Source organism: Glycomyces sambucus (assembly GCF_900102815.1).
Taxonomy (GTDB): domain Bacteria; phylum Actinomycetota; class Actinomycetes; order Mycobacteriales; family Micromonosporaceae; genus Glycomyces; species Glycomyces sambucus.
The window spans coordinates 98,529-124,020 of the sequence record NZ_FNGF01000008.1 but is presented as its reverse complement, the minus strand read 5'-3'; the positions used below and the strand labels follow the sequence as shown (position 1 = coordinate 124,020).

The 25,492-nt window shown below is 69.6% G+C and carries 24 protein-coding genes and 2 tRNA genes; 15 read left to right on the top strand and 11 right to left on the bottom strand.

Annotated features, from left to right (window positions below):
* Positions 1-211: 211 nt before the first annotated feature.
* Positions 212-781 carry a hypothetical protein gene (locus BLS99_RS22405; protein WP_091053955.1) on the bottom strand — a complete coding sequence of 190 codons (570 nt, stop codon included), beginning with the start codon at positions 779-781 and terminating at the stop codon, positions 212-214.
* A gap of 277 nt (positions 782-1,058) precedes the next feature.
* On the opposite strand from BLS99_RS22405, the gene BLS99_RS22400 reads away from it, so the two are divergent.
* The gene (locus tag BLS99_RS22400; protein ID WP_218126797.1) at positions 1,059-1,631 is read left to right on the top strand and encodes a GNAT family N-acetyltransferase; all 573 of its coding nucleotides are present in this window, start codon (positions 1,059-1,061) and stop codon (positions 1,629-1,631) included.
* 156 nt (positions 1,632-1,787) lie between these two features.
* On the opposite strand, the gene BLS99_RS22395 is transcribed toward BLS99_RS22400, so the two are convergent.
* From BLS99_RS22395 to rpmH, 8 genes are all read right to left on the bottom strand, one after another.
* On the bottom strand, positions 1,788-2,882 hold the full coding sequence (locus tag BLS99_RS22395; RefSeq protein ID WP_091053953.1) for a ParB/RepB/Spo0J family partition protein: 1,095 nt from the start codon (positions 2,880-2,882) through the stop codon (positions 1,788-1,790).
* Between the two features lie 3 nt (positions 2,883-2,885).
* Positions 2,886-3,911 (bottom strand): AAA family ATPase, encoded by a 1,026-nt coding sequence (locus BLS99_RS22390; protein ID WP_091053952.1) that lies wholly within the window; start codon positions 3,909-3,911, stop codon positions 2,886-2,888.
* Positions 3,912-4,369: 458 nt separating this feature from the next.
* Positions 4,370-4,987 carry a 16S rRNA (guanine(527)-N(7))-methyltransferase RsmG gene (rsmG, locus tag BLS99_RS22385; protein ID WP_245712375.1) on the bottom strand — a complete coding sequence of 206 codons (618 nt, stop codon included), beginning with the start codon at positions 4,985-4,987 and terminating at the stop codon, positions 4,370-4,372.
* Positions 4,988-5,060: 73 nt separating this feature from the next.
* Positions 5,061-5,558, bottom strand: coding sequence for a Jag family protein (locus BLS99_RS22380; RefSeq protein WP_091053950.1), 498 nt, complete (start codon positions 5,556-5,558; stop codon positions 5,061-5,063).
* A 90-nt stretch (positions 5,559-5,648) separates the two neighbouring features.
* Positions 5,649-6,776 (bottom strand): membrane protein insertase YidC, encoded by a 1,128-nt coding sequence (gene yidC, locus BLS99_RS22375; protein ID WP_176953484.1) that lies wholly within the window; start codon positions 6,774-6,776, stop codon positions 5,649-5,651.
* Positions 6,777-6,821: 45 nt separating this feature from the next.
* On the bottom strand, positions 6,822-7,043 hold the full coding sequence (gene yidD, locus BLS99_RS27705) for a membrane protein insertion efficiency factor YidD (protein WP_342761293.1): 222 nt from the start codon (positions 7,041-7,043) through the stop codon (positions 6,822-6,824).
* Positions 7,044-7,204: 161 nt separating this feature from the next.
* A complete protein-coding gene (gene rnpA, locus BLS99_RS22365; RefSeq protein WP_091054095.1) occupies positions 7,205-7,612 on the bottom strand; it encodes a ribonuclease P protein component in 408 nt (135 codons plus the stop codon).
* 75 nt (positions 7,613-7,687) lie between these two features.
* Positions 7,688-7,825 carry a 50S ribosomal protein L34 gene (rpmH, locus tag BLS99_RS22360; RefSeq protein WP_091053947.1) on the bottom strand — a complete coding sequence of 46 codons (138 nt, stop codon included), beginning with the start codon at positions 7,823-7,825 and terminating at the stop codon, positions 7,688-7,690.
* Between the two features lie 617 nt (positions 7,826-8,442).
* On the opposite strand from rpmH, the gene dnaA reads away from it, so the two are divergent.
* From dnaA to BLS99_RS22305, 12 genes are all read left to right on the top strand, one after another.
* A complete protein-coding gene (gene dnaA / locus BLS99_RS22355; RefSeq protein ID WP_143034911.1) occupies positions 8,443-10,275 on the top strand; it encodes a chromosomal replication initiator protein DnaA in 1,833 nt (610 codons plus the stop codon).
* Between the two features lie 391 nt (positions 10,276-10,666).
* On the top strand, positions 10,667-11,815 hold the full coding sequence (gene dnaN / locus BLS99_RS22350) for a DNA polymerase III subunit beta (protein WP_091053946.1): 1,149 nt from the start codon (positions 10,667-10,669) through the stop codon (positions 11,813-11,815).
* 49 nt (positions 11,816-11,864) lie between these two features.
* On the top strand, positions 11,865-12,761 hold the full coding sequence (gene gnd / locus BLS99_RS22345; protein WP_483866693.1) for a phosphogluconate dehydrogenase (NAD(+)-dependent, decarboxylating): 897 nt from the start codon (positions 11,865-11,867) through the stop codon (positions 12,759-12,761).
* A gap of 151 nt (positions 12,762-12,912) precedes the next feature.
* Entirely contained in the window at positions 12,913-13,992 is a 1,080-nt protein-coding gene (recF, locus tag BLS99_RS22340) for a DNA replication/repair protein RecF (RefSeq protein WP_425432631.1), read from the top strand.
* Positions 13,982-14,443 carry a DciA family protein gene (locus BLS99_RS22335; protein ID WP_091053943.1) on the top strand — a complete coding sequence of 154 codons (462 nt, stop codon included), beginning with the start codon at positions 13,982-13,984 and terminating at the stop codon, positions 14,441-14,443. Before recF ends, BLS99_RS22335 begins: the two co-directional genes overlap by 11 nt.
* A gap of 297 nt (positions 14,444-14,740) precedes the next feature.
* Positions 14,741-16,705, top strand: a complete 1,965-nt coding sequence (gyrB, locus tag BLS99_RS22330; protein ID WP_091053942.1) for a DNA topoisomerase (ATP-hydrolyzing) subunit B — start codon at positions 14,741-14,743, stop codon at positions 16,703-16,705.
* 46 nt (positions 16,706-16,751) lie between these two features.
* Positions 16,752-19,256 (top strand): DNA gyrase subunit A, encoded by a 2,505-nt coding sequence (gyrA, locus tag BLS99_RS22325; RefSeq protein WP_091053941.1) that lies wholly within the window; start codon positions 16,752-16,754, stop codon positions 19,254-19,256.
* Complete coding sequence (locus BLS99_RS22320; RefSeq protein ID WP_091053940.1) at positions 19,257-19,976, top strand: DUF3566 domain-containing protein; 720 nt, start codon at positions 19,257-19,259, stop codon at positions 19,974-19,976. It abuts the gene before it with no gap.
* Between the two features lie 180 nt (positions 19,977-20,156).
* Positions 20,157-20,233: transfer RNA gene (locus tag BLS99_RS22315), tRNA-Ile, on the top strand.
* A 103-nt stretch (positions 20,234-20,336) separates the two neighbouring features.
* Positions 20,337-20,939 carry a flavodoxin family protein gene (locus tag BLS99_RS22310; protein WP_091053939.1) on the top strand — a complete coding sequence of 201 codons (603 nt, stop codon included), beginning with the start codon at positions 20,337-20,339 and terminating at the stop codon, positions 20,937-20,939.
* A gap of 120 nt (positions 20,940-21,059) precedes the next feature.
* Entirely contained in the window at positions 21,060-21,191 is a 132-nt protein-coding gene (locus BLS99_RS26690; RefSeq protein ID WP_218125197.1) for a DLW-39 family protein, read from the top strand.
* A gap of 100 nt (positions 21,192-21,291) precedes the next feature.
* A tRNA-Ala gene (locus BLS99_RS22305) sits at positions 21,292-21,367 on the top strand.
* 107 nt (positions 21,368-21,474) lie between these two features.
* On the opposite strand, the gene BLS99_RS22300 is transcribed toward BLS99_RS22305, so the two are convergent.
* Entirely contained in the window at positions 21,475-22,134 is a 660-nt protein-coding gene (locus tag BLS99_RS22300) for a response regulator (protein ID WP_091053938.1), read from the bottom strand.
* Between the two features lie 9 nt (positions 22,135-22,143).
* Positions 22,144-23,784 carry a sensor histidine kinase gene (locus BLS99_RS22295; protein WP_218126796.1) on the bottom strand — a complete coding sequence of 547 codons (1,641 nt, stop codon included), beginning with the start codon at positions 23,782-23,784 and terminating at the stop codon, positions 22,144-22,146.
* Positions 23,785-23,884: 100 nt separating this feature from the next.
* Between BLS99_RS22295 and BLS99_RS22290 the strand changes: the two genes are divergently transcribed.
* On the top strand, positions 23,885-24,880 hold the full coding sequence (locus BLS99_RS22290; protein WP_218126795.1) for a Bug family tripartite tricarboxylate transporter substrate binding protein: 996 nt from the start codon (positions 23,885-23,887) through the stop codon (positions 24,878-24,880).
* Positions 24,877-25,485 carry a tripartite tricarboxylate transporter TctB family protein gene (locus tag BLS99_RS22285; RefSeq protein ID WP_091053936.1) on the top strand — a complete coding sequence of 203 codons (609 nt, stop codon included), beginning with the start codon at positions 24,877-24,879 and terminating at the stop codon, positions 25,483-25,485. The genes BLS99_RS22290 and BLS99_RS22285 overlap by 4 nt, the downstream gene beginning before the upstream one ends.
* Positions 25,486-25,492 lie beyond the last annotated feature (7 nt).

Here is a 25,492-nt window from a genome sequence, read left to right as displayed (position 1 = left end):
CGAGCGTCGTCCCCGACCTGTCGACGCTCATCGAAGGGCACCGGCCGGAGGGTCCCGTACCGCGATTCAGCAGGCAGTAGCGTTGGGCCAGAACATGAAGGCGGATATTCCCGAAATGTCCCCTTAAGGGACCCCTGGTATCAAAAATATCGCGGGGGTGCGACAGAAACCCGGCCTGTCGCCTCACCCGATCGGGGGCGGATCATTCAGGTCAGTCGTCGCTGAGCCAGGCGGCGATGTACTCGAGGTTCATCTGCCACTCGTGCTCCTCGACCGGCGGGAGGATCTCGTCCCACATGGTCATGAACGGGCCCCGCAGTTGGAGGTAGCCGTGGGGGCGGGCCAGGAACCACTGCTGGAGATGCGCGGTGCCGTCGCCCCAGCGGTTCACGTGGACCTGGGCCACCGACTCCAGGGAGCGGATCGCCCGTTCCAGGCGCACGGTGAGGACGCCGAGTTCCGCGGCGTGCATCGTCGAGAGGTCACCGAGGTCGAGGTGCGCCCGCGGCTCCAGGATCACCACCACCGGGAGGCCGCTCGGGGCCGGCGGGCTCTTCAGGCGCCAGCGTTCGTTCGACCACAGGTACACCGAGTCCGGCGTATGGCAGGCCGCGCACTGCTCCTGCCGGTCGCCGCGGCGCGGCGGCTCCGCGTCCACCGGTTCCTGGAGCGGCTTGATGCGGAGTTCGCCTTCGAACGGGAAGGCGGGCCAGCCGACGAAGGCGGGCAGGTTCGGCCGGACACCGCGCGGGTGCTGGTTCGGGTGCCGGGTGTTCGTCAAGTCGGGCTTCGAATTCGGGCCGGGGGTACTCGCAGCTGCCACCATCGAAAAATACCTCATGGGGGCGAGAGGGGAAACCACCGGAATCCACCTTTTGGCAGATTTCAACTGGGTTAACACGGAGGACGCCTTCCGGACTCCCGACAGTGGAGCGATCATAGTCCGCGAACCAGGCGAATCAGTGGCGGACAACGCGTTTCACGGGCACAAGTGACGTGCGCCCATATGGCGGGAAGCCCCTGTCCGGAGGGCCGGTCCATAGGGCAAGCTGGAAGGCGTGCAAGCAACAGTGACTGATAGTTCCACGCCGGAGGCGACGCCCGATTCGGGCGAGATCGCCGTCCTGGTGGACCCGCCGGTCACCGCCGCGCTCGTTGACGAACTCAGCCATCTCTGGGTGAGAGTGACGAACGCCGGCGGTTCCGTCGGGTTCGTCCCGCCGGTCAACATCGACGAGGTCCGCCCTCACACCGTCTCCATTCTCGCGCGAGTGATCGACCGGACTGACACGCTGGTCGCTCTAAAGGAAGGAGCCGCCATTGTCGCTTGGTGTGTTCTCGCATCAAACGACAGCCCGCCGCGACACGGGTGGCGGACCATGCGCCACGTCCAGGTCGACCCCGCCCGGCAGGGCGGCGGTCTGGGGGGCAAGCTGCTGGCGGCCGTCGACCATGTGGCCCGCGAAGAGCTGAAGCTGGAGGCGCTCAGCCTCAAGGTCCGCTCGGGCACCGGTGCCGACGCCTTCTATCGCCGACACGGATTCACTGAGGTCGGCCGTCTGCCGCGCGCCGTGCGCATGGCCGATGACGACTACCGGGACGACATCATCATGTGGCGGGAACTCTCCTAGCCGCAACCGGGATTGAACAAGGGGCGGGATGTTTCACGTGAAACATCCCGCCCCTTCGTTGTCTGCAACAGCGGGCCACCTGACGGCGCTCCGCTCGGCGTTACTCGATGCCGACCTGCTCGGCAGTGCGTTTCGATGCCGATCCGCTCGCCAGTGCTATTCGATGCCGATTTGCTCGACGATGCGATCGAGGTCCGAGAGCGAGCCGAAGTCGATGACGATCTTGCCCTTCTTGCGACCCCAGGAGATCGACACCTGCGTCTCGAAGTGGTCCGACAGGCGCTCTTTCAGCTCCTCCAGACCGGGGGCCTTGATGCGGTCCTTCGCGGCGCGCGAGTCGCGCGGGCGGGGCTCGTCGAGCTCCGGCTTCTCCTCCAGGCGGTTGGCCGTCACCAGCTCTTCAGTGCTGCGCACCGACAGGCCTTCGCTGATGATCCGCTCGGCGATGTGCTCCTGCGAGTCGGCGCTGTCGAGGCCGAGCAGGGCGCGGGCGTGGCCCGCGGTGAGGACGCCGGCGGCGACCTTCGTCTGGACCGTCGGCGGCAGGCCGAGGAGGCGGATCATGTTGGAGATCTGCGGGCGGCTGCGGCCGATCTTCTTCGACAGCTCCTCCTGGGTCACGTTGAACTCTTCGAGGAGCTGCGCGTAGGCCGCGCCCTCTTCGAGGGGGTTCAGCTGGACCCGGTGGATGTTCTCCAGCAGCGCCTCGCGGAGCATCTCCTCGTCGGCGGTGCGGCGCACGATCGCCGGGACGGTCTCCCAGCCGAGGGCGGTGGCCGCGCGCAGACGCCGCTCCCCCATGACGAGTTCGAAGCGGGCGCCGTCCTCGCGGGGCTCGTCCGCGGTGCGCTCGCGCACGGCGATCGGCTGGAGCATGCCGACCTCGGTGAGGGAGGTCTGGAGTTCGAGCAGATGGTCGTCGTCGAAGAACTGCCGCGGCTGCTTCGGGTTGGTGCCGATGTCGGGGATCGGGATCAGCTGGAAGCTCGCCCCGGGGACCGGCACGAGGTCCGGGCCCGCCGATGTTTCACGTGAAACATCGGGAACCGGCTCGGGCTCGACGGTGGATGTTTCACGTGAAACATCGCGCTCGATCGTCCGTTCCGGAGCCCGCTCGACCCGTGCCGCCTGACGGGGTGCCGCCACCGGCGCGGGGGCCTCGTCGGCCTCCGTCGTCGTGCTCTCGGCCAGACCGGTCGGGATGAGCGCGCCCAGTCCGCGACCGAGCCCTCCGCGCTTCGCCGCAGCCATCGACTAGTTCCCGCCCTTCTGGTTCTTCCCGCGCCGGGAGAGTTTCGCGCCCCGCAGGGCGATCTCCTCAGCCGCTTCGAAATAGCTCGTCGCACCCCGCGAGCCGGGGTCGTACGTCATGATCGACTGCCCGTACCCAGGGGCCTCGGACACGCGGACGCTCCGCGGGACCACCGCGTCGAGGACGATCTCGCTGAAGTGCCCGCGCACCTCCTGCTCCACCTGGTCGGCGAGCTTGGTCCGCTTGTCGTACATGGTGAGCAGAATGGTCGAGACCCGCAGGCGCGCATTGAGATGCGCCTTGATGAGCTCGATGTTCCGCAGCAGCTGGCCGAGCCCTTCGAGCGCGTAGTACTCGCACTGGATCGGGATCAGCACCTCTTCCGCGGCGACGAGCGCGTTCACGGTGAGGAGGCCGAGCGACGGCGGGCAGTCGATGAAGATGTAGTCGAGCTCCCCGCTGAAGGTCTCGATGCTCTTCTCCAGGCGCCCTTCACGGGCGACCACGTTGACGAGCTCGACCTCCGCACCGGCGAGGTCGATCGTCGCCGGGATGCAGTAGAGCGAGGGGATGCCGTCGACCGGGGTCGCGATCTCGTCGAGCGACATGCCCTCGACGAGTGCTTCGTAGACGCTCGGGGTGCCGGCGCCGTGTTCGACACCGAGACCGGTGGAGGCGTTCCCCTGCGGGTCGAGGTCGACCACCATGACACGGTTTCCGTGCAGTGCCAACGCGACCGCCAGGTTCACCGTGCTCGTGGTCTTGCCGACGCCGCCCTTCTGGTTGGCCACGGCGAAGACGCGGCGGCGGGTGGGCCGGGGCATCGTCACGGAGCCGGTGGGGTTGAGGACGCGGACCGCGCGCTGGGCTTCGCGCGCCAGCGGGAGGTCGTCGTCGAGCGGCGAGTTCTTCTCGATCGACACCGGCTGCTGCGGCACCGATTTCGTGGCGGCCTTCCGCCCGTTGTTCGCCTGCGCCTCTTCGGGCGCCAAGTGCCGACCGGCCCTGCCGCGCGATGTCTTCGCCATCCCGTCCCCCCGTTCCCCGCTGCCTTGAGACGTACCGGCGTTCGCGCCGGACTGGCTCGCAACCGATTCTGACCCAGTCTGCCCGTAGGCCGGGGCTGCGCCACCCGATTCGGGGGAGGTTTCTCGATAGCGGTAGCGGCGGGAGGGGGGCGCCTCCTCGCTCACGGCCGCATCGAGGAGGTTCCGGATACGCCGTTCGGCCGGTGTATCGCCGCCAAGGGAGCTGTGTTCACGATCTTCGGAGGGAAGGGGGTCGCGCACGTTCACCGCCACAGACTACGGGCCGAATGTTTCACGTGAAACATCGCCCTGCTCGGAGTAACTTACTCGGCATAGGTTATCCGAACCCGGCGCACATCGCCGAATGCAAAGTGCCGCGATGCGGTCGGCATCGCGGCACTTGTTGCAGCACTTGGGTTCTGACGACGTGAATTTTGCAGTCGCCTTGGTGCGGTCGGCTAGTGCACCCGCTCGATCTCCACAACCGTTACGGGGACGGTGAACACGGGCTCGCTCAGCTTGTACTGCCCGCACTGGAGGATCGACGCCTTCGACCCGCCGAGGGCCCGGATCGAGTTCGCGTCGCGCTTGATCTCCTCCTCCGCACTCTGCCCCTTGATCGCCAGCATCACGCCGGCGACCCGGACCAGCGGCAGGCACCAGCCCGCGAGCTTTCCCAAGGGCGCCACGGCACGCGACACCACGATGTCGGCCTTGCCCCGCGGGGCGACCTCGTCGGCGCGGGCCCGGACGACCTCCACGTTGGTGAGGCCGAGCGTCTCGATGACCTCTTCGAGGAAGGTCACCCGTCGCTGCATGGGCTCCACGAGGGTCACCCAGATGTCCGGCCGGGCGATCGCCAGCGGGATGCCCGGGAGGCCGCCGCCGGACCCGACGTCGATCACGTCGGAGTCCTGAGGGATCAGCTCCTCGACCACCGCGCTGCCGAGCACGTGCCGGCCCCACAACCGCGGCACCTCCCGCGGCCCGATGAGGCCGCGCTCGATCCCGATGGTCGACAGGAGGCCGACGTACCCTTCGGCGAGGGCGATCCGCTCGTCGTCTGCCCCGAACACAGAGGCCAATGTTTCACGTGAAACATTGGCCTCGGCGGTTTCGGAGCCTTCCGGCTCTTCGCTCATTCGATCGCTACTCCGCCGGCTTCACGACGACCCGGCGGCGCGGCTCGGCGCCCTCGGACTCGCTCTGCACGCCGTCGGTGGCGTTGATGACGTCGTGGACGCACTTCCGCTCGAAGGCGCTCATCGGGTCCAGCTTGACGACGCTCGCGGTCTCGATGACCCGCTTGGCGGTCTTCTCGGCCAGCTCGGCGAGCTTCTTGCGGCGCCCGGCGCGGTAGCCCCCGATGTCGAGCATCAGGCGCGAGTGGTCACCGGTCTTGCGGTACACCGCGAGGCGGCACAGCTCCTGGAGGGCTTCGAGGGTCTGGCCCTTGGGGCCGACGAGGCCGCCGAGGTCCTCCCCGACGATCTCGACCTGGGGGCGGTCGCCGACGACGAGTTCGTCGATGTCCCCGTCGAGGTCGAGGATGTCCAGCAGGCCTTCCATGTAGTCGGCCGCCACTTCGCTCTGCTCAAAGAGGTCGTCTTCGGAGGCCACCTCGTCCTCCCGCACCGTTGCTCCCATAATTGCCAACTCGTCCTATCGCTCGTTATAAGCCTAGTTTGCACCATTGTGGCTGATCCGGAGGCGCCTGCGCCGCCCCGGATCCTCCCCCTAGCCTTTTTTCTTCTTGGAGGCCTGCTGCGCGCCGCTGACCTTCTTGGCCCGCGCGATGCGCTCGGCCCGTGAGAGGTTCTTGCCCGCGCCCGGGCCGCCCTTGGTCTGGCCGGACCCGTTGGCGCCGTTGACGGCACTGCCGTTCACTCCCGGCTCCGGGTCGGGCTTCGGGGTGGCGGAAGGGGTCTGCTTCGGCCGCTTGCCCGGCTTGGGGGCCAGGTCCTTGCGGCGCTGCTCGGCCTCGCGCTGCTCTTCGAGCATCTTCTCGTGGGCCTTCGAGCCGGGCTTCGGCGGCTTCGCGTTCGCGTTGTTCTGCGCGGGCGGCGGGTACTTGTGGAGCACGTACTGCTGCTGCCCCAGCGAGAACAGGTTGTTGATGGTCCAGTAGATGACCACGCCGATCGGGAACGCGCCCGCGGAGAAGATCATGATGACGGGGATGCCGTAGAGCATCACCTTCTGGATCATGCGCTGGTTCGGGTCCTCGTTCCAGCCGGTCTTGAGGATCATCTGACGGGTGGTCAGGAAGGTCGTGAGGATCATCGCCGCGCCGAGGACGCCGGCGACGAGCTTGACGGTGACCGAGGAGGAGCCGACCGCTTCGAGCTGGCTCGCGGGGGTGAGGAAGGTGCTCCAGAACGGGGCGCCGAACAGCTTCGCGTGGACGTAGGTGTTCCAGTCCGAGCCCGCGCCGGCGGCGAGGCCGCTCCAGCCGTACAGGTCGGTGTTCAGCGTCTGGTCGGGGTCGGGGCGGCGGAGCACGTGGAACAGCGCCAGGAAGACGGGCATCTGGATCAGGATGGGAAGGCAGCCCATGAGCGGGTTGGCCTTCTCCTTCCGATACAGCTCCATCATCTCTTTCTGGAGCGTCTCGCGGTCGCCCTTGTAGCGCTCCTGGAGCGCCTTGATCTCGGGGGCGAGCTTCTGCATCGCGCGCTGCGACTGGATCTGCTTGACGAACAGCGGGAAGAGGATGACGCGGAGGGTGATCACGACGCCGACGATGGCGAGGACCCACGCCCAGTCCGTCTGGAGGAAGCCGTTGTCGTCTCCGCCGAAGACGTTCGACCAGAGGTCGTGCCACCGCAGCAGCACCCAGGACACGCCGTCGTAGGCCCACTCCATCACTTGCGGACTCCAGTCATCTCGCTCTTCGAATTCATCACGTGCTCATCGGTGCCGAGGGGGCACGGGGTCGAAACCCCCCGGATGAAAGGGGTGGCACCGTCCCAGCCTTCGCAGGCTCAACCATATGCCACGTACGGCGCCGTGCTCGGACAGCGCCTCAAGGGTATATGCGCTGCAACTGGGGTAGAAGCGGCAGCGGGCCGGAAGGGCCGGGCTTATCCAACGACGGTACGCGACGACGGGAGCACCGACCACCCGGACCAGGGCGGACCTCGCCTCTCGTTCAACAGGTTTCGCCGAAGGCGAACAAGCGTGGGGCGCCGAAGGCGAACCGCCGAAAGCGTGCTCGCTCCCCGCGGGGGGATCGGCGGTCTCGGACACCGGGCGCACGCGTCCGAAGGGCGCCGGTCCCGCTGCGGGGACCGTCATCGCCGGCTCCGCTGCTCGCGGGCGGGCTTGGGGTCGCGGGCCGCCTTGACGGCCTCGGTCAGGTCCCGGTGCAGTTCGTCGAAGTCGCGCTGGGCGGCCTTCGGGGTGGCCCGGACGACGACGTCGGTCCCGGCCGGCCAGTGCGGCAGCTCGGCCGCGGCGGCGTGGCGGAGGCGGCGCTTCACCTTGTTGCGGACGACGGCGTTGCCAACGGCCTTGGAGACGACAAAACCCGCCCGCGCCGTGCGGTTCGCATCGGCTTCGGGCGGTGTGGTCTCGCTGTGTGCTGCTGTGCGCTCAGGTGCCCAGTGCACGACGACGCCACCCCGGGCGGCGCGGCTGCCGCGTTTGAGCGCGGCGCCGAAGTCCCGGCTGCTGCGGATTCGCGCGTCGGCTGGTAGCACCTGGATCACGTCCTCATCGGGAGCCCCCGCGGGCGGGCCTTCGCCCGCCTCGCGCAGGGGTCCGGAGGCAAGCGCTCAGACGGTCAGCTGCTTGCGACCCTTGTTGCGGCGCGCGTTCACGATGGCGCGGCCGGCACGGGTGCGCATGCGCAGCCGGAAGCCGTGGGTGCGCTTGCGACGGCGGTTGTTCGGCTGGTAGGTGCGCTTGCTCACGACGGATGTCTCCCATTACGAATCAAATTGCCACTGCGCCAGGCCCTCTCGGGGCCCAGCCCCGGATCGGGGCTACGGGGACGCGGAGAACAGCCTAGCAGGGCTTTCATCGGCGGCCCCAGCCGCGGACGGCGGGTGTGGCATGCCCCTCTGGGTCGACGGGCAACCACCTCATGTTACTCGCCGCACCGGCGCGGTCGCCAGCGCGGGTGCGGGGCCCGCGGGCCGGGCTCGAGTGCCGCGACCGTCCTTCCGGGAGCGGTCGGGGCGCCTTCCTGCGGCCGTCTCCAGGGCTTGCGCGACCGGTGCGAGCAGCCTGTGGATAACTTCGCGCGGATTGCGGGCGACTTTCGCGGCACTGGAACGGCATCGTTCCGGGCGTGGCGCGAAATACCAGGTCATGACCGTGATTCAGGAAACATTGTCACAAGCGGCGCATGTGCACAGGGCAGCTGAAGACCTGTGGATAACCTGTGGAAAACTTGCTGGAACGCGCTGCGGGCGGCACCGGGGGAACCGGGTGCGGCAGTGCGGAACGCCTGCATCGGAGCCTACCGGTAGCGGCCCCCGAACTTCGCGAAACCGACCGTTCGGGGACAGAAGACGAGCACAAAGGGATGGCGAACGTGACCGACCGAGATCTGTCGGCAGTCTGGTCGGCGGTGAGCGCCGAGCTGGCTGAGGCGTCCTCGCTCACCCGTCAGCAGGCGGCGTGGATGCGGCTGTCGCAGCCCGTGCTGTCGATGCCGGGCACGTTCATCGTCGCGGCTCCGGACAAGTTCGCCCGGTCGGCGTTCGAGTCGAAGCTCCGCGTCCCGATCAGCGAGGCCCTCTCCCGGCATCTGGGCCAGCCGACGCAGATCGCGGTGACCTTGCAGGAGAAGCAGGCCGAGGCGGCGCCGGCTCCGGAGGCGCCGGTGAACGGGACGTCGGTCCCGGTGTCGGAAGCGCAGCCGGGCGACGCGACGATCGTGTTCGAGCGGCCGAACTTCGAGCAGCCCGCCGCGCCGGCCGAGGAGCCGCCGCAGCAGCCGCGGGGTCCCGTCCCGGCGCAGAATCCGCCGAGCCTGTTCGACACGGCGGCGTTCCGTCCCGGGGAGGCCCCGGAGGCGCGGCCGGCCGAGCGCGCGCCGGAGCCCGAGCCGGAGCGTGCGGCGTCGATCCCGCACCAGCCGGTGCGTCCGGCGCAGGCCGAGGCGCCCCGCTGGGAGGAGCAGGCCCCGGAGCCGCCGCCGGTCGACGGCGCGGAGCTCGAGCGGGTCCTGTCGGAGACGGCGGCGCGGCGCGCGGACGGGCACAAGGACAACGGCGGCGGTCCGGCGGTGGCGCCGCCGCCCTCGGACGACCCGGATCCGGAGCGGCGCGGGCACATCACGAAGGCCCACCAGGCGACGCCGGCGAAGGGCGTGGACGGGGTCGGCCGGCTCAATCCGCGCTACAACTTCGACACGTTCGTCATCGGCTCCTCGAACCGCTTCGCGCACGCGGCGGCGTTCGCGGTCGCGGAGGCCCCGGCGAAGGCGTACAACCCGCTCTTCATCTACGGCGGCTCCGGGCTGGGCAAGACCCACCTGCTGCACGCCGTGGGGCACTACGCGCACGACCTGGGCACGGCCCACTCGGTGCGGTACGTGACCACGGAGGAGTTCACGAACGACTTCATCAACTCGCTGTCGGACCGGCGCCAGCAGGCGTTCCAGCGCCGCTACCGGGACGTGGACATCCTCCTGATCGACGACATCCAGTTCCTCATGGACCGCGAGCGCACGCAGGAGGAGTTCTTCCACACCTTCAACGCGCTGCACAACGCGAACAAGCAGCTGGTGATCTCCTCGGACCGCTCGCCGAAGCAGCTCCAGACGCTGGAGGACCGGCTGCGGACCCGCTTCGAGTGGGGGCTGCTGGCGGACATCCAGCCGCCGGACCTGGAGACGCGGATCGCGATCCTGCGCAAGAAGGCCGTGCAGGACGAGCTGAACGTGCCCACGGACGCGGTGGAGTTCATCGCGACGCAGATCCACCACTCGATCCGGGAGCTGGAGGGCGCGCTGATCCGGGTGACGGCGTACGCGAGCCTGAACAAGAAGCCGGTGGACCTGGGCCTGGCCGAGGAGGTGCTGCACGACTTCATCCCCGAGGGCGGCAACACGGCCGAGGTGACGGTGGACCAGATCATGCAGGCGACGGCGGACTACTTCGGGGTGGCGTCGGCGGACCTGAAGGGGAACTCGCGCTCGCGGGTGCTGGTGAACGCCCGGCAGGTCGCGATGTACCTGTGCCGGGAGCTGACGGACATGTCGCTGCCGCGGATCGGGCAGGCGTTCGGCGGTCGCGACCACACGACGGTCATGCATGCGAACAAGAAGATCCGGAAGCAGATGGCGGAGCGGCGGGCGCTCTACAACCAGATCGCGGAATTGACGAACCGTTTGAAACACCAGGACGATTGAGCGGGTTGTGGAAAAGGTTGTGGAAAAGCTGTGGATAAGCCCCGGATTCTGTGGACAACCTGTGGACAGTGTGTGGAAAACAGGCGGCAGCGCGATTCTGTTTCGCGTTGAGGCTGTGGAGAACCCTGTGCATAACCTGTGGAAAAGCTGTGGACAGACCTGTGGACGAGATGTGGAAAACTCGGCGGGTGTCGGAGGCTGTGGATAAGCTCCTGATTCATCCACAGGTTCTCCACAGGCCGTCCACAGGCCCGGACCCCGAAAGAGCTGCGAAAAGACGGGTTTTCCACAGTTTCCACAGCACCGACTACTACGACGACAGTTATATCTATAGAGAAACCATTAGTACTAGCGCTGTGAATAACCGAGCTTCATCCAGAAGGAGCGACCCATGAAGTTCCAAGTCGAACGCGACACGTTCGCCGACGCGGTGTCCTGGACCGCGAAGAGCCTCCCGGCCCGCCCGTCGGTGCCCGTCCTCGCGGGCGCGCGCCTGTCGGTGGACGACGGCACGCTGACCATCTCCGGTTTCGACTACGAGATCTCCACCCGGGTCACCGTGGAGGTCACCGGCGAGTCGGCCGGGACCGCGCTGGTCTCGGGCAAGCTCCTCGCCGAGATCGTCAAGGCCCTCCCGAACAAGCCGGTCGACTTCGTGGTCGACGGCCCCCACGCCGAGCTCACCTGCGGGTCGGCGCGGTTCACCCTGCCGACCATGCCCCTGGAGGACTACCCCTCGCTGCCGCAGATGCCCGAGGCGATCGGGACCATCGACGCCGAGGAGTTCGCGAAGGCCGTGGCGCAGACCGCGGTCGCCGCAGGTAAGGACGAGACCCTGCCGACGATGACCGGCGTCCAGGTGGAGCTGTCGGGCGGCGGCATCGGGATGCTGGCGACCGACCGCTACCGGATGGCCATCCGCGACTCCTCCTGGGAGCCCGGCGCCTCCGACGTGGCCGTGACGGTCCTGGTGCCGGCCAAGGCGCTCGCGGACACCGCGCGCACGTTCGGCTCGCTCTCGGGCCCGGTGACGATCGCGGTCCCCGCCGGCGGCGAGGGCGCCCCCGGGATGATCGGCTTCACCGCGGGCGGGCGCCAGACGACCTCGCGGGTCCTCGACGGCCAGCTGCCGCCGCTGCGCAGCCTGCTGGCGACGTCGTACGCGACGACGCTGAAGGTGAAGACCTCGGAGCTCATCGAGGTGGCGCGCCGCGTCGCGCTCGTGGGCGACCGGAACTCGCCGATCCGCCTCTCGTTCGACGAGGACGGGCTCGTGGTCGAGGCCGGCGGCGCCGAGGACGCGAAGGCGTCGGAGGCGATGGACTGCTCGCTGGACGGCGAGCCCGGCAAGATCGCGTTCAACCCGACGTACCTCCTCGACGGCCTGTCGGCCGTGGACGCGCCCTACACCGCGTTCAAGATGAACGAGCTCGGCAAGCCGGTCGTGATGACCGGGCAGCCCGCGCCCGAAGATGAGGATTCCGACACAAACCACGACGTGTACCTGTACATGCTGCAACCATTGCGTTGGGACGCCTGACCGCACAACGACGTGAACGACCCTGGCGCGAACACCGCGGAACGCTTTCGTGTTTGAAAGGGGGCGCGACATGCAACTCGGCATGATCGGGCTCGGCAAGATGGGCGGCAACATGAAGTTGCGGCTCGAAAAGGCTGGACACCAGGTCGTCGGCTACGACCGCAACCCGGAGGTCGCCGACGTCGGCTCCCTCGCGGAGCTGGTCGGCGCGCTCGACGCCCCGCGGGCCGTGTGGGTCATGGTCCCCGCGGGCGAGGCCACCCGGTCCACCGTGGCCGAACTGGCCGGGCTCCTGTCGGAGGGCGACATCGTCGTCGACGGCGGCAACTCGCGGTTCACCGAGGACGCGGTCAACGCCGAGGCCCTCGCGGCCCACGGCATCGGCTACGTCGACGCGGGCGTCTCCGGCGGCGTGTGGGGCCTGACCGAGGGCTACGCGCTCATGGTCGGCGGCGCCGAGGCCGACGTGGCCCGGCTCCAGCCGGTCTTCGACGCGCTCAAGCCCGAGGGCGAGCACGGATTCGTGCACGCGGGCGGGGTCGGCGCGGGCCACTACGCGAAGATGGTGCACAACGGCATCGAGTACGCCATGATGCAGGCGTACGCCGAGGGCTACGAGCTCCTGGAGGCCAGCGAGTACGTCGACAACGTGCCCGAGGTCTTCAAGTCCTGGCGCGAGGGCACCGTCATCCGCTCGTGGCTGCTCGACCTCATGGACCGGGCGCTCTCGGCGGACCCGAAGCTCGACCACGTCAAGGGCTACGTGGAGGACTCCGGCGAGGGCCGGTGGACCGTGGACGAGGGCATCCGCCTGCGCGTCCCGCTCCCGGCGATCACCGAGTCCCTGTTCGCCCGCTTCACCTCCCGCCAGGAGGACTCCCCGGCGATGAAGGCCGTCGCGGCGCTGCGGAACCAGTTCGGCGGCCACGCCGTCAAATCCGAGTAGCGCAGTGGCGGGCACGCGCCGCGAAGCGGCTGGTGTCGGGACGAAGTCTCGACACCACGTGGAGTCGGAATAATCGAGACGGCATCATAGAGGCGTGCGTGTACGACAGCTGCAATTGACGGACTTCAGGTCCTACGCGCACGCCCAAGTCATGTTCGACGAGGGGCCCTCGATCCTGGTGGGCCCCAACGGACACGGGAAGACCAACCTGGTCGAGGCCCTGGTCTACCTGGCGAACCTCCGCTCCCACCGCGTCTCCGCCGACGCGCCCCTGGTCCGCCAGGGCTGCGAGCAGGCCGTGGTCCGGGCCGAGATCGTCCACGAGTCCCGGCGCCTCCTCGCCGAGCTGGCGATCGTCCCCGGCAAGTCGAACAAGGCCCGGCTCAACCGCACCGACCTGAAGCGCCCCCGCGAACTCATCGGTGCCCTCAAGGCCATCGCGTTCGCCCCCGAGGACCTCGCGCTCGTGCGCGGCGAGCCGTCCGCCCGGCGCCGCTACCTCGACGAGCTCCTGTGCTCCCGGTACCCGCGCTTCGCCGGCGTCCGCGCCGACTACGAGCGGGTCCTCAAGCAGCGCAACACCCTCCTGCGCACCGCGTACCTCGCGAAGAAGACCGGCGGCCGCGGCCCCGGCGGCGCCGAGATGGCCACCCTCGACGCGTGGGACGCCCACCTGGCCGCCCACGGCGCCGAGCTCATGGCCGGGCGCCTCGCGCTCCTCGACGACCTCGCCGAACCCGTCGCGAAGGCGCACTCGCGCATCGCCGACGGCCGCGCCGAGGTGGCGCTCACCTACGAGTCCGAGCTCGGCGACGGCCTCACCGCCGACCAGGAGGTGCTCGAAGCGCGCCTCGCCGCCGCGCTCGCGGGCGCCCGCGCCAAGGAGGTCGAGCGCGGCTCGACCCTCGTCGGCCCCCACCGCGACGACCTCGACCTGGTCCTGGGGACCCTCCCGGTCAAGGGCTACGCCTCCCACGGCGAGACCTGGTCGGTCGCGCTCGCGCTCCGCCTCGGCGCGTTCGAGCTCCTGCGCGCCGACGGCACCGCCCCGATCCTCATCCTCGACGACGTGTTCGCCGAGCTCGACGCCACGCGCCGCGAGCGCCTGGCCGAGTACGCCGAGGCCGCCCCGCAGACGCTCATCACCTGCGCGGTGGCCGGCGACGTGCCCGACCGGCTCACCGGCGCCCGCTACGACGTGTGGGAAGGCGAGGTCAAACGTGTCCTCTAGCAGCAGCGGCGGCTTCGACTACCGGCCGCGCCCGCGGCGGCGCGGCAAGTCCGACGACCCGCGCTTCCGCAAGGAGTGGTCCGGCCCCGGACCCGACAAGCGCGACCCCGAGACCCTCGGCGCGCTCCTGCCGCAGATCGTCCGCAAGAACGGCTGGACCCGCAAGGTGGCCGACGCCTCGGTGTTCGGCCGCTGGGAGGCGATCGTCGGCGCCGACATCGCCAGCCACTGCCGCCCCGAGCAGCTGGAGAACGGCGAGCTCCTCGTCGTCGCGGAGTCCACCGCGTGGGCGACGCAGCTGCGCCTGTTCTCGCGCCAGATCCACGGCAAGCTCGCCGCGGCCCTGGGCCCGAGCGTGGTCAAGCGCCTGAAGATCGTCGGCCCGAGGCAGCCGACTCGCTCCTTCGGCCCCAGGCGGGTGCGGTTTAATGGCTCTCGTGACACGTTCTGAAGCCGGACACCCCTAGGTCCGTAGGGGGGTTCATGTCCGCGGCTCCCAGTGCGACTGTGACGACAACGAGGCGCACAGACACCCGGTCGCAGGCCGAGTCGCAGTAGACTTGACGGATGCGGACCGGCCGGCGCTCCCAGCGTCCGGCCGTCTCCATGGCTGACCCGCCGCGGCGGTGCCCGCGCCCTCCCACCCGGACCAGACAATCCGGCAGGGCCGAGGCCAGACGGCTGAAAAGTGTCACAACCATGGACTAGCTTTCTCACTACGATGCGTGAACGACAGAAGGAGTTGCCGGTGGCGGCGAAGCAGCAGGACGAGTACAGCGCCAGTTCGCTGCAGGTCCTCGAAGGGCTCGAGGCCGTCAGGAAGCGCCCGGGCATGTACATCGGCTCGACCGGCGAGCGCGGCCTGCACCACCTCATCCAGGAGGTCGTCGACAACGCGGTCGACGAGGCGATGGCGGGATACGCCACGGACATCCTGGTGACCCTCACCGACGACGGCGGCGTGAGCGTGCGCGACGACGGCCGCGGCTTCCCCGTTGACCTCCACCCCAAGCTGAAGAAGCCCGGTGTCGAGGTCGCCCTCACCGTCCTGCACGCCGGCGGCAAGTTCGACTCCCAGACCTACGCCGTCTCCGGCGGTCTGCACGGCGTCGGCGTCTCGGTCGTGAACGCGCTCTCGACGCGCGTCACCGTCGAGATCAAGCGCGACGGCTTCAACTGGCGCCAGGACTACAAGCACGCCCAGCCCGGCCCCCTCGAGAAGGGCGAGCCGACCGACGAGACCGGCACGGTCGTCAGCTTCTGGCCCGACGGCGACATCTTCGAGACCCTCGAGTTCGACTACAAGACGATCTACCGCCGCATCCAGGAGATGGCGTTTCTCAACAAGGGACTCGCCATCACCCTCCGCGACGAGCGCCCCGAGCACCTCGACGACGAGGGCAAGATCCGGGAGGTGCGGTTCCAGTACGACGAGGGCATCGCCGACTTCGTGCGCCACCTGAACGCCTCCAAGAACGCCGTCCACCCCACCGTGGTGCAGTTCACGGCCGAGGACGAGAAGGAGTTCCACACCGTCGAGATCGCGATGCAGTGGAACGAGTCGTACGGCGAGTCGGTCTACACGTTCGCGAACACGATCAACACCCACGAGGGCGGCACCCACGAAGAGGGCTTCCGCTCCGCGCTCACCAACGCGGTGAACAAGTACGGCCTCGACAAGAAGATCATCAAGTCCGAGAAGGACCGCCTCTCCGGCGAGGACATCCGCGAGGGCCTGGCCGCGATCATCTCCGTGAAGCTGCGCGAGCCGCAGTTCGAGGGCCAGACCAAGACCAAGCTCGGCAACACCGAGATCAAGGGCTTCGTGCAGCGCGTCTGCAACGAGTGGCTGCCCGACTGGCTCGACCGCCACCCCAAGGAAGCGCGGATCATCGTCCAGAAGGCGTCGAGCGCGGCGAACGCCCGCAAGGCGGCGCAGCAGGCCCGCAAGCTCGCGCGCCGCAAGAGCCTCCTGGAGACCTCCTCGATGCCGGGCAAGCTCGCCGACTGCCAGTCGACGAACCCCGAGGAGTGCGAGATCTTCGTCGTCGAGGGCGACTCGGCCGGCGGCTCCGCCAAGCAGGGCCGCAACCCGCGCACCCAGGCGATCATGCCCATCCGCGGCAAGATCCTCAACGTGGAGAAGGCCCGCCTCGACAAGATCCTCAAGAACAACGAGGTCCAGGGCATGATCACCGCCCTGGGCACCGGCATCCACGAGGAGTTCGACGCCGAGAAGCTCCGCTACCACAAGGTCATCCTGATGTCGGACGCCGACGTCGACGGCCACCACATCAACACGCTGCTGCTGACGCTCCTGTTCCGGTTCATGCGCCCGCTCATCGAGCTCGGCCACGTGTACATGAGCCAGCCGCCGCTGTACAAGATCAAGTGGAACAAGAAGGGCGACCTCGTCGACTACGCCTACTCGGACGCCGAGCGCGACCGGGTGATCGAGGCCGGCGTCGCCTCCGGCAAGGCCGATCCGCGCCGCTCGGACGGCGTCCAGCGCTACAAGGGCCTCGGTGAGATGAACTACACCGAGCTGTGGGAGACGACCATGGACCCCTCGCAGCGCAACCTCCTCCAGGTTCAGCTCGACGACGCGGCAACCGCGGACGAGCTCTTCAGCGTCCTGATGGGTGAGGACGTGGAGAGCCGCCGCCGCTTCATCCAGGAGAACGCCAAGGACGTCCGCTTCTTGGACATCTGAGGCATCGGCCCGATACGACTTCGTCTGACACAGCAAGGAAGCACTGGTGCCTGAGAACAACCAAGACCAGCTGGAGATCCCCGAGGGCCACGGCCGCATCGAACCGGTCGGCATCGAAGTGGAGATGTCGCGCTCCTACCTCGACTACGCGATGAGCGTCATCGTCGGGCGCGCGCTGCCCGACGTCCGCGACGGCCTCAAGCCGGTCCACCGCAAGATCCTGTACGCGATGTACGACGGCGGCTACCGCCCCGACCGCGGGTACGTGAAGTGCTCGCGCGTCATCGGCGACGTGATGGGCCAGTTCCACCCGCACGGCGACGGCGCGATCTACGACTCGCTGGTCCGCATGGCCCAGCCGTGGAGCCTGCGCTACCCGCTCATCGACGGCCAGGGCAACTTCGGCTCCCCCGGCAACGACCCGGCCGCCGCGCACCGGTACACCGAGTCGCGCCTCGAACCGCTCGCCATGGAGATGCTGCGGGACATCGACGAGGAGTCGGTGGACTTCGAGCCGAACTACGACGGCAAGACCACCGAGCCGACGATCCTCCCCAGCCGCATCCCGAACCTCCTGGTGAACGGCTCCGAGGGCATCGCGGTCGGCATGGCCACCAAGATCCCGCCGCACAACCTCCGCGAGGTCGCCAGGGCCGTCGACTGGTGCCTGGAGCACTTCGACGCCACCGAGGAGGAGGCCCTGGAGGCGATCCTCGGGATCATCACCGGCCCCGACTTCCCGACCGGCGCGACCATCCTCGGGCGCGCCGCGATCGAGGACGCCTACCGGACCGGCCGCGGCTCGATCAAGATGCGCGCGGTGATCGAGGTCGAGGAGGACACCAAGGGCCGCCCGTGCCTGGTCGTCACCGAGCTGCCGTACCAGGTCAACCCCGACAACCTGGCCGAGCGCATCGCCGACCTCGTCAAGGAGGGCAAGCTCGGCGGCATCGCCGACATCCGCGACGAGTCCTCGGGCCGCACCGGCATGCGGATCGTGGTCGTGCTCAAGCGCGACGCGGTCCCGAAGGTCGTGCTCAACAACCTGTACAAGCACACGCAGCTCCAGGACACGTTCGGCGCGAACATGCTCGCGCTGGTCGACGGGGTCCCGCGGACGCTGAACATCGCGCAGATGGTCCGCCACTACGTGGCGCACCAGGTCGACGTCATCGTCCGCCGCACCCGGTACCGGATGCGCAAGGCCGAGGAGCGCGCCCACATCCTGCGCGGCCTCGCGAAGGCCCTCGACCTGCTCGACGAGACGATCGCGCTCATCCGCCGCTCGCCCTCGGCCGAGGAGTCGAAGCAGGGCCTCATGAGCCTGCTCGACGTCGACGAGGTCCAGGCCGTCGCGATCCTCGACATGCAGCTGCGCCGCCTCGCGGCGCTGGAGCGGCAGCGGATCATCGACGAGCTGGCCGAGATCGAGGCGAAGATCGCCGACCTGGCCGACATCCTCGCCAAGCCCGAGCGGGTCCGCGCGATCATCCGCGAGGAGCTCGGCGCGGTCGTGGCCCGCTGGGGCGACGAGCGCCGGACGCAGATCCTGCCCGACGCCGGCGAGGTGTCCATGGAGGACCTCATCGCCCGCGAGGACATCGTGGTGACGATCACCCGCGGCGGGTACGTGAAGCGCACGACCACCGACTCGTTCCGCTCGCAGAAGCGCGGCGGGAAGGGCGTCCAGGGCGCGCAGCTCAAGCAGGACGACATCGTCAGCCACTTCTTCGTGTGCACCACGCACGACTGGATCCTGTTCTTCACGAACAAGGGCCGCGTGTACCGCGCGAAGGCGTACGAGCTGCCGGAGGCGAGCCGCACGGCCCGCGGGCAGCACGTGGCGAACATCCTCGCGTTCGGCCCGGACGAGACGATCGCCCAGGTCATCCAGATGGCGAACTACGAGGTGACGCCGTACCTGGTGCTGGCGACCCGCAACGGCCTGGTGAAGAAGTCCAAGCTCACCGACTTCGACTCCCCGCGCACGGGCGGCCTCATCGGCATCAACCTGCGCGACGGCGACGAGCTGGTCGGCGCCTCGCTCATCCAGCAGGAGGACGACCTGCTGCTGGTGTCGCGCAAGGCGCAGTCGATCCGGTTCCAGGCCACCGACGAGGCGCTGCGGCCGATGGGCCGGGCGACGAGCGGCGTGATCGGGATGCGGTTCGTCGGGGACGACGAATTGCTCACCATGATCGTGCTCCGCGATAATATGGACATCCTCGTGGCCACCAGCCGCGGTTACGCGAAGCGGACTCCGGTCGACGCGTATCCGCAGCAGGGCCGCGGCGGCAAGGGCGTCCTGACGGCTAAGATCACGGAACGGCGCGGCGACCTGGTTGGGGCGCTGTCGGTGACGCCCGACGACGAGTTGTTCGCGATCACCTCGGAGGGAGGGGTCATCAGGACTCCTGTGAAGCCGGTCCGGCAGACGTCGGACCGCAACACCCAGGGCGTCAAGCTGATCGACCTGCCCGAGGAAGTGTCGCTGCTCGCCATCACCAGGAGCGCCGAGGAACCGGAACCCGATGAGGGGCAGGACGAGTAGATGACCGACGCGAAGGCCACCGCAGCGGAGACCGAGCGCGAGGACGACGTGCCGGAGCTGCCCTCCGAGCCGTCCGAAGCGAAGCCGGCCGAGGCGGGCACGTCGAAACCGGACGTGACGCCCGAACCGGCGCCCGCGCCCGCGCAGGACCAGACGCTGACGCTGCGGCGCCCTCCGGGCATGACGCCGCCCCCGCTGACGCCGGAGGCGGTGCCGATCCCGCAGTCGACCGGGCCCACCGGCAACACCGCGGCCCAGCAGGCCGCGGGGGTCGCCTCGTCGGCGCGCGTCGCCGACGCGGTGCGCGCGGCCCGCGCGGCCGTCAGCCAGGCCGCGGCGCGGGGTCCGCGCCGGGCCCGCCTGCGGCTCAAGCGGATCGACCCGTGGTCGGTGATGAAGTTCGCGTTCGCCGTGTCGATCGTGCTGTTCATCGTCATGGTCGTGGCGACCACCGTCCTGTACATCGCGCTCGACGCGATGGGCGTGTTCGACACCGTCAACGACATGCTCCAGATGCTCATGGGCTCGAACGCGGACTCGGGCGCGGCGGCCACTGAAGGCTTCAGGATCACCGCGAAGGGCGTCATCGGGGCCGCGGCCCTGCTCGGCGTCGTGAACATGGTCCTGTTCACCGCCCTGGCGACCCTCGGGTCGTTCATCTACAACGTGTGCGCCGACCTCGTGGGCGGCGTCGAGGTCACGCTCGCCGAGCGCGACTAGCACTGACCTGACGGAGCGCCCGCGGCCGGTGGCCGCGGGCGCTCCGCCGTTCCGCGGGAGTGCCAGGGACAGTGCCCAAGGACGCAGTGATGCCCGTCCCTTGAGGGAGGCCCCCTGATTCGCGCACGCGGCGAACGTGGGGTAATCTTTCCCAGCGCCGCCGATGAGCGGCCGATGCAAGGGCGTATAGCTCAGGTGGTTAGAGCGTCGAGCTGATAACTCGAAGGTCCCAAGTTCGAGTCTTGGTACGCCCACCAACACCCGCCGGACACGGCGGGTTTTTTCTTGCCCGGAATACCCGGGCCGCCGCGCGGCCTTGAACCTGGTGACCCCTCGTCCCCGCTCCGAAAGCGCTCCGCCATGGCCGACTCGCCCCGCTCGTTCCTGTTCCTCCTCGGCAGCTCCCGCACCGGCGGCAACACCGAGACCCTCGTCCGCGCCGCTGCCGAGCACCTCGAACCCGAGGCCGCGCAGCGGTGGCTGCGCCTGTCCGACCTCGACCTGCCGCCGTTCCGGGACCTCCGCCACCTCGGCGACGGGCGGACCCCGGCGGCCGAGGGCGCCGAGAAGACCCTCCAGGACGCGACCCTCGCGGCCACCGACGTCGTCATCGCCTCCCCGCTGTACTGGTACTCCGTGTCCGGCTCGGTCAAGAACTACCTCGACCACTGGTCCGGGTGGCTGCGCGTGCCCGGCCTGGACTTCAAGGCCCGCATGGGCGGGCGGCGCCTGTGGGGCGTCACCGTCCAAGGCGACGAGGAGCCCGACGTCGCCGAACCCCTCGCCGGGACTCTGCGCCTCTCGGCCGAGTACATGGGCATGGAGTGGCGGGGCGTGCTCCTGGGGTACGGGTCGCGGCCCGGGCAGGTCCTGCGCGACGCGGCGGCGCTCGCGGCCGCGAAGACCTTCTTCACCGGGCCGCGCGACACCGGGCCTCGCGACACGCCGGGCATCCGGTATTGAGCGTGCGGGCCCAGAGCCGGACGGTCCGGCGTACCGCAGTTCGCTATGCTGAGGCGCATCGCGCGATGCCGACCGCGGCATTGCTGTACGCGGCAATCTCTGATATGGGGGCCTGGGTCCATGTGGAAGAAGATCTTGATCGTCGCCGGCGTGGCGACGGTCGCGTTCGTGGTCGCCAAGAAGGTCAAGTCGATCAACGACGACCGCACCCTGTGGCACGAGGCCACCACCTCCGCGGAGGACGTGCGCTAGCGAATCGCGTTAGCCAGCTCACTGCGCTGCGGGTATCCTCGCTGTTGCCGCCTGCGCGGCGGGGATACTCGAACGGACCGGCCTCACCGCCGGCCCGCGAGGGGTCTTAGCTCAATTGGCAGAGCACCGCCTTTGCAAGGCGGGGGTTAGGGGTTCGATTCCCCTAGACTCCACCAGGACCACATGTCGCCGCAGTTCACGCGGCCCATAGACGAAGCAACGGCCGGGCTCTCGCCCGGCCGTTGCCCATTCATTGCCCATGAGGTCCGGCGGTGCCTCCCGGTCAGCGCCAGCGGTAGCGGCGTTCGGGGCGGCCTCGGCCGGCGTATTTGAGGGCGACTTCGGCTCTGCCGCGTTCGGCGAGGTGTTCGAGGTAGCGGCGGGCGCTGACGCGGGAGACGCCGATGCGCTCGGCGCACTCGGCGGCGGAGAGGGAGCCGTCGGCGTCGCGGAGGGCGGCCTCGACGAGCTGGGCGGTCTCGGTGCTGAAGCCCTTCGGCATGGCGGTCGCGGCGCCGGTGCGGGCGAAGGCGCGGTCGACGTCGGCCTGGTCGCGGACGGCCATCGCGAGGCCGGCGCGGCGGTTCGCGTACTGCTCCAGGCGCTCCTGGAACTCGTCGAAGCCGAAGGGCTTGAGGAGGTAGGAGACGACGCCGAGGCGCACGGCCGCGCGGACGGCCTCGGACTCGCGGGCCGCGGAGATGACGAAGACGTCGGTCTCGTGGCCTTCGGCCCGCATGCGGCGCACCAGGTCGAGGCCGAACACGTCGGGCAGGTACAGGTCGAGGAGGACGAGGTCGGGGCGGTGCTCGTCGAGGGCGGCGAGGGTCTCCTCGCCGGTGCGGGCCGAGGCGACCGCCCGGAATCCGGGGGTGCGCTCGACGAAGCCGCGGTGGATGTTGACGAGGCGGAAGTCGTCGTCGACCACCAGCACATCGATCATGTCGGTTCCTCAGCCGTCGTTGGCGCGGGCGCGGGGCGGAGCGGTCCGCCCGCCGAGCAGGGGCAGGACGGCGGTGAAGCGGGCGCCGTCGGCGGTGTTGGCGACGTGCACGCCGCCGCCGTGATGCTCGCACACGAGCCTGGTGAGCGCCAGTCCGATCCCGTGCTCGCCGGCCGCGGCCTTCGTGGTGAACCCGTGCGCGAACACTTCCTCGGCGGTCTCGGGCGGGACGCCGGGACCGGAGTCGGTGACCGTGATCCGCACGCCCCCTTCGGTGTCGCGGACGTCGACCGACACCCAGGCGGGGTCTGGGAGCGGGCTCGGGGCCCCGGCGGCGGCGTCGACGGCGTTGTCCACGAGGTTGCCCAGGACGGTGCCGACGTCGGCGGAGTCCTCGGGGGCCAGCGGCCCGAGGGCGCTGCCGGGTGCGACGTCGAGGCGGACCTGCCGCTCGGACGCCTGCGCGGACTTGGCCATGAGGAGCGCGGCGATGGCCTTGTCGCGGATGGGCTCCCCGATCGACAGGTCGAGGGACTGCCGGTGCCGGTTGAGCGCGTCGATGAACCGGACGACCTCGTCCTGCTCGCCGATCTGGATGAGCCCGGAGATCGTGTGCAGCTTGTTGTCGAACTCGTGGGCCTGCGCGCGCAGGGCCTCGGCGGTGGACCGGAACGACCCGAGGTCGCGCTCCAGCTGCGCGAGTTCGGTGCGGTCGCGCAGGGTGGCGACGGCGCCGAGCGCGCGCCCGTCCTTGTCCACCGGCATCCGGTTGACGACCAGGACCCGGTTGCCCTGGAGCACCACCTGGTCGGAGCCGGTGACGGTGCCGGAGAGGACGTCGCGCAATCGCGCGGTCAGGTCGAGGTCGTCGAGGGTGCGCCCGACCGCGCCGTCGGGGAGGTCGAGGAGGCGCCGGCCGACGTCGTTGACGAGCGTGACCCGGTGCTGGTCGTCGAGGGCGACCACGCCCTCGGCGATCCCGTACAGCATCGCCTCGCGGTGCTCGGCGAGCCCGGCGATCTCCCTCGGCTCCATGCCGAACGTCTGGTGCTTGATGCGCCGCGTCAGCAGCCAGGACCCGGCCACGCCGAGGACGCTGGCGACCCCCAGGTACAGCAGCAGCGTCGGCGTGGCCTCGACCAGGAGCTCGGCGAGCGTCGGGACCTCCTGGCCGACGACGGCGACGCCGAGCTGCACCCCGAGGCTCGACTCCTCGGCGCTGAGCACCGGGACCTGCCCGACCAGTTCGGTGCGGCCCCCGAGCTCGATCTCGCCGCGCCAGCCGCGCCCCTCGAGGACGCCCGCGCCCAGCGGCAGGTACGTGCCGATGAGCAGCGGGTTCGTGGAGGCGACGACCTTGCCGTCCGCGTCGGCGACGGTCACCGAGGAGACCTGCCAGCGTTCGCGGTCGGCCTGGATCTGCGGGGCGAGCGTCTGCGCCGGGGCCGGTTCGGGCAGGCGCCCGCGCACGAGGTCGGAGGCGGCGACGGACTCGGCGAGCTGCACGACCCGCCGCCCCTGCTCGGCGCCGAACACCGCGGCCGACTGCGCCAGCGAGAGCCCCGCGACGGCGGCGAGCACCAGGAGGATCACCGTGAGCTGGAAGAGGAGGAGCTGCCCGGCGAGGGTCGGGCGGAGTGGCCTGAACACAATGAACTCAATGATCGATACGGACACAAGGCTGACGCAGGGGCCGCGCCGGGGTGACCATCGTCTCTCACACCACCCTCGAAATGAAAGAGCAGCGACGATGAAATTTCCCCGGAGGGCCCTCCTCAGTGCTGCGGCGGCCGTCCCGGCGCTCGCGGCGGCCTCGGCGTGCGGCCTCACCGCCGAGGACGGATCGGGCGACGGACCCCTCACCGGTCTGCGCATCATGGTGCCCAACAGCCCCGGCGGCGGCTACGACACGACCGCCCGCTCCATCGCCCGGATCATGGAGGACGAGGAGATCGCCCGCGCGATCGAGGTGTTCAACCTCGAAGGCGCCGGCGGCACCGTCGGCCTCCAGCGGATGGTGGGCGAGGAGGGCAACGGCGACCTCGCCATGCAGATGGGCCTGGGCGTCGTGGGCGCCTCGTACACGCAGAACTCCGAGGCGAAGCTGACGGGCACCACCCCGCTGGCGAAGCTCGTGGAGGAGTCCGGGGCGATCGTGGTGCCCGTGGCCTCCCCGTTCCAGACGATCGAGGACCTGGTCGCGGCCTGGTCCGCGGACCTGGACAACGTGACCGTCGGCGGCGGCTCCTCCCCCGGCGGCCCCGACCACCTGCTGCCGATGCGGCTGGCGAACGCCGTCGGCATCGACCCGGTGCAGGTCAACTTCGTGTCCTACGACGGCGGCGGGGAGCTCCTGCCCGCGCTCCTGGGCGAGAAGGTCTCCTTCGGCGCCAGCGGGGTCGGCGAGTTCATCGACCAGATCGAGGCCGGGCAGCTGCGGGTCCTGGCGACCTCCGGCTCCGAGCGGGTCGACGTCGTGCCGGACGCGCCGACGTTCGGGGAGTCGGGGATCGACCTGGTGTTCACGAACTGGCGCGGCTGGGTGGCCCCGCCCGGGATCGGGGACGCCGACGTCGAGAAGTGGACCGAAGCGCTCACGACCATGCACGACTCGGCGGCGTGGCAGGAGGAACTGGAGAAGCAGGGCTGGACCGACGCGTTCATGACCGGCAGCGACTTCGGCGACTTCCTCTCCGACCAGGACCACACCGTCGCGGCGACCCTCGAAGAGCTGGGCCTGGCATGACGGACGCCGACAAGGCGGAGGGCGCGGTCGAGGACCCGTCCGCGGCGTCGGGCGCCGCGGACGACGCGGCCGCACCGACCGGCGCGCCCGGGGGCGGCGGCGCCGACACCGCTGCGGCCGAGGCGAAACCGGGCCGCGACCTCCAGCAGCTGTGGGTCTGCGGGTTCCTCGCGGTGCTCGGCGTCCTCGTCATCGTCGACGCCGCGCGCCTGGGCGGGTTCACCGCCTCGAACGACCCGATCGGCCCGAAGCCGGTCCCGATCATCCTCGGCGTCCTGCTGTTCGCGGTGGCCGCGTTCTACGCGCTCGACACCGTGCGCGGCGGCCACGGCGAGGACGAGGGCGCCAACGCCGGCGACAGGCTCGACTTCAAGACCGTGGGCCTGCTGTGCGCCGTGTTCATCGCGAACGCGCTGCTCATCGACTGGCTCGGCTGGGTGATCTCCGGCTCGCTCCTGTTCTGGGGCGCCGCGATCGTGCTCGGCTCGCGCCGGTACTTCCTCACACTCGCCGCCGCGGTCGTCCTCGGCCTGGCCACGTTCTACGGGTTCGCGATCGGCCTGGGCCTCGGCCTGCCCGCCGGCGTGCTCCAGGGAATCCTGTAGGGGGCGG

Bases quoted from the DNA above. Each gene is read 5' to 3' on its own strand.
- BLS99_RS22290 (WP_218126795.1), top strand. From the start codon at position 23,885: ATGAAATTTCCCCGGAGGGCCCTCCTCAGTGCTGCGGCGGCCGTCCCG.
- BLS99_RS22380 (WP_091053950.1), bottom strand. From the start codon at position 5,558: ATGGGAGCAACGGTGCGGGAGGACGAGGTGGCCTCCGAAGACGACCTC.
- BLS99_RS22395 (WP_091053953.1), bottom strand. From the start codon at position 2,882: ATGGCTGCGGCGAAGCGCGGAGGGCTCGGTCGCGGACTGGGCGCGCTC.
- dnaN (WP_091053946.1), top strand. From the start codon at position 10,667: ATGAAGTTCCAAGTCGAACGCGACACGTTCGCCGACGCGGTGTCCTGG.
- BLS99_RS22285 (WP_091053936.1), top strand. From the start codon at position 24,877: ATGACGGACGCCGACAAGGCGGAGGGCGCGGTCGAGGACCCGTCCGCG.
- recF (WP_425432631.1), top strand. From the start codon at position 12,913: ATGTTCGACGAGGGGCCCTCGATCCTGGTGGGCCCCAACGGACACGGG.
- BLS99_RS22320 (WP_091053940.1), top strand. From the start codon at position 19,257: ATGACCGACGCGAAGGCCACCGCAGCGGAGACCGAGCGCGAGGACGAC.
- BLS99_RS26690 (WP_218125197.1), top strand. From the start codon at position 21,060: ATGTGGAAGAAGATCTTGATCGTCGCCGGCGTGGCGACGGTCGCGTTC.
- dnaA (WP_143034911.1), top strand. From the start codon at position 8,443: ATGGCGAACGTGACCGACCGAGATCTGTCGGCAGTCTGGTCGGCGGTG.
- BLS99_RS22300 (WP_091053938.1), bottom strand. From the start codon at position 22,134: ATGATCGATGTGCTGGTGGTCGACGACGACTTCCGCCTCGTCAACATC.
- yidC (WP_176953484.1), bottom strand. From the start codon at position 6,776: ATGGAGTGGGCCTACGACGGCGTGTCCTGGGTGCTGCTGCGGTGGCAC.
- BLS99_RS22310 (WP_091053939.1), top strand. From the start codon at position 20,337: ATGGCCGACTCGCCCCGCTCGTTCCTGTTCCTCCTCGGCAGCTCCCGC.
- BLS99_RS22390 (WP_091053952.1), bottom strand. From the start codon at position 3,911: ATGGCGAAGACATCGCGCGGCAGGGCCGGTCGGCACTTGGCGCCCGAA.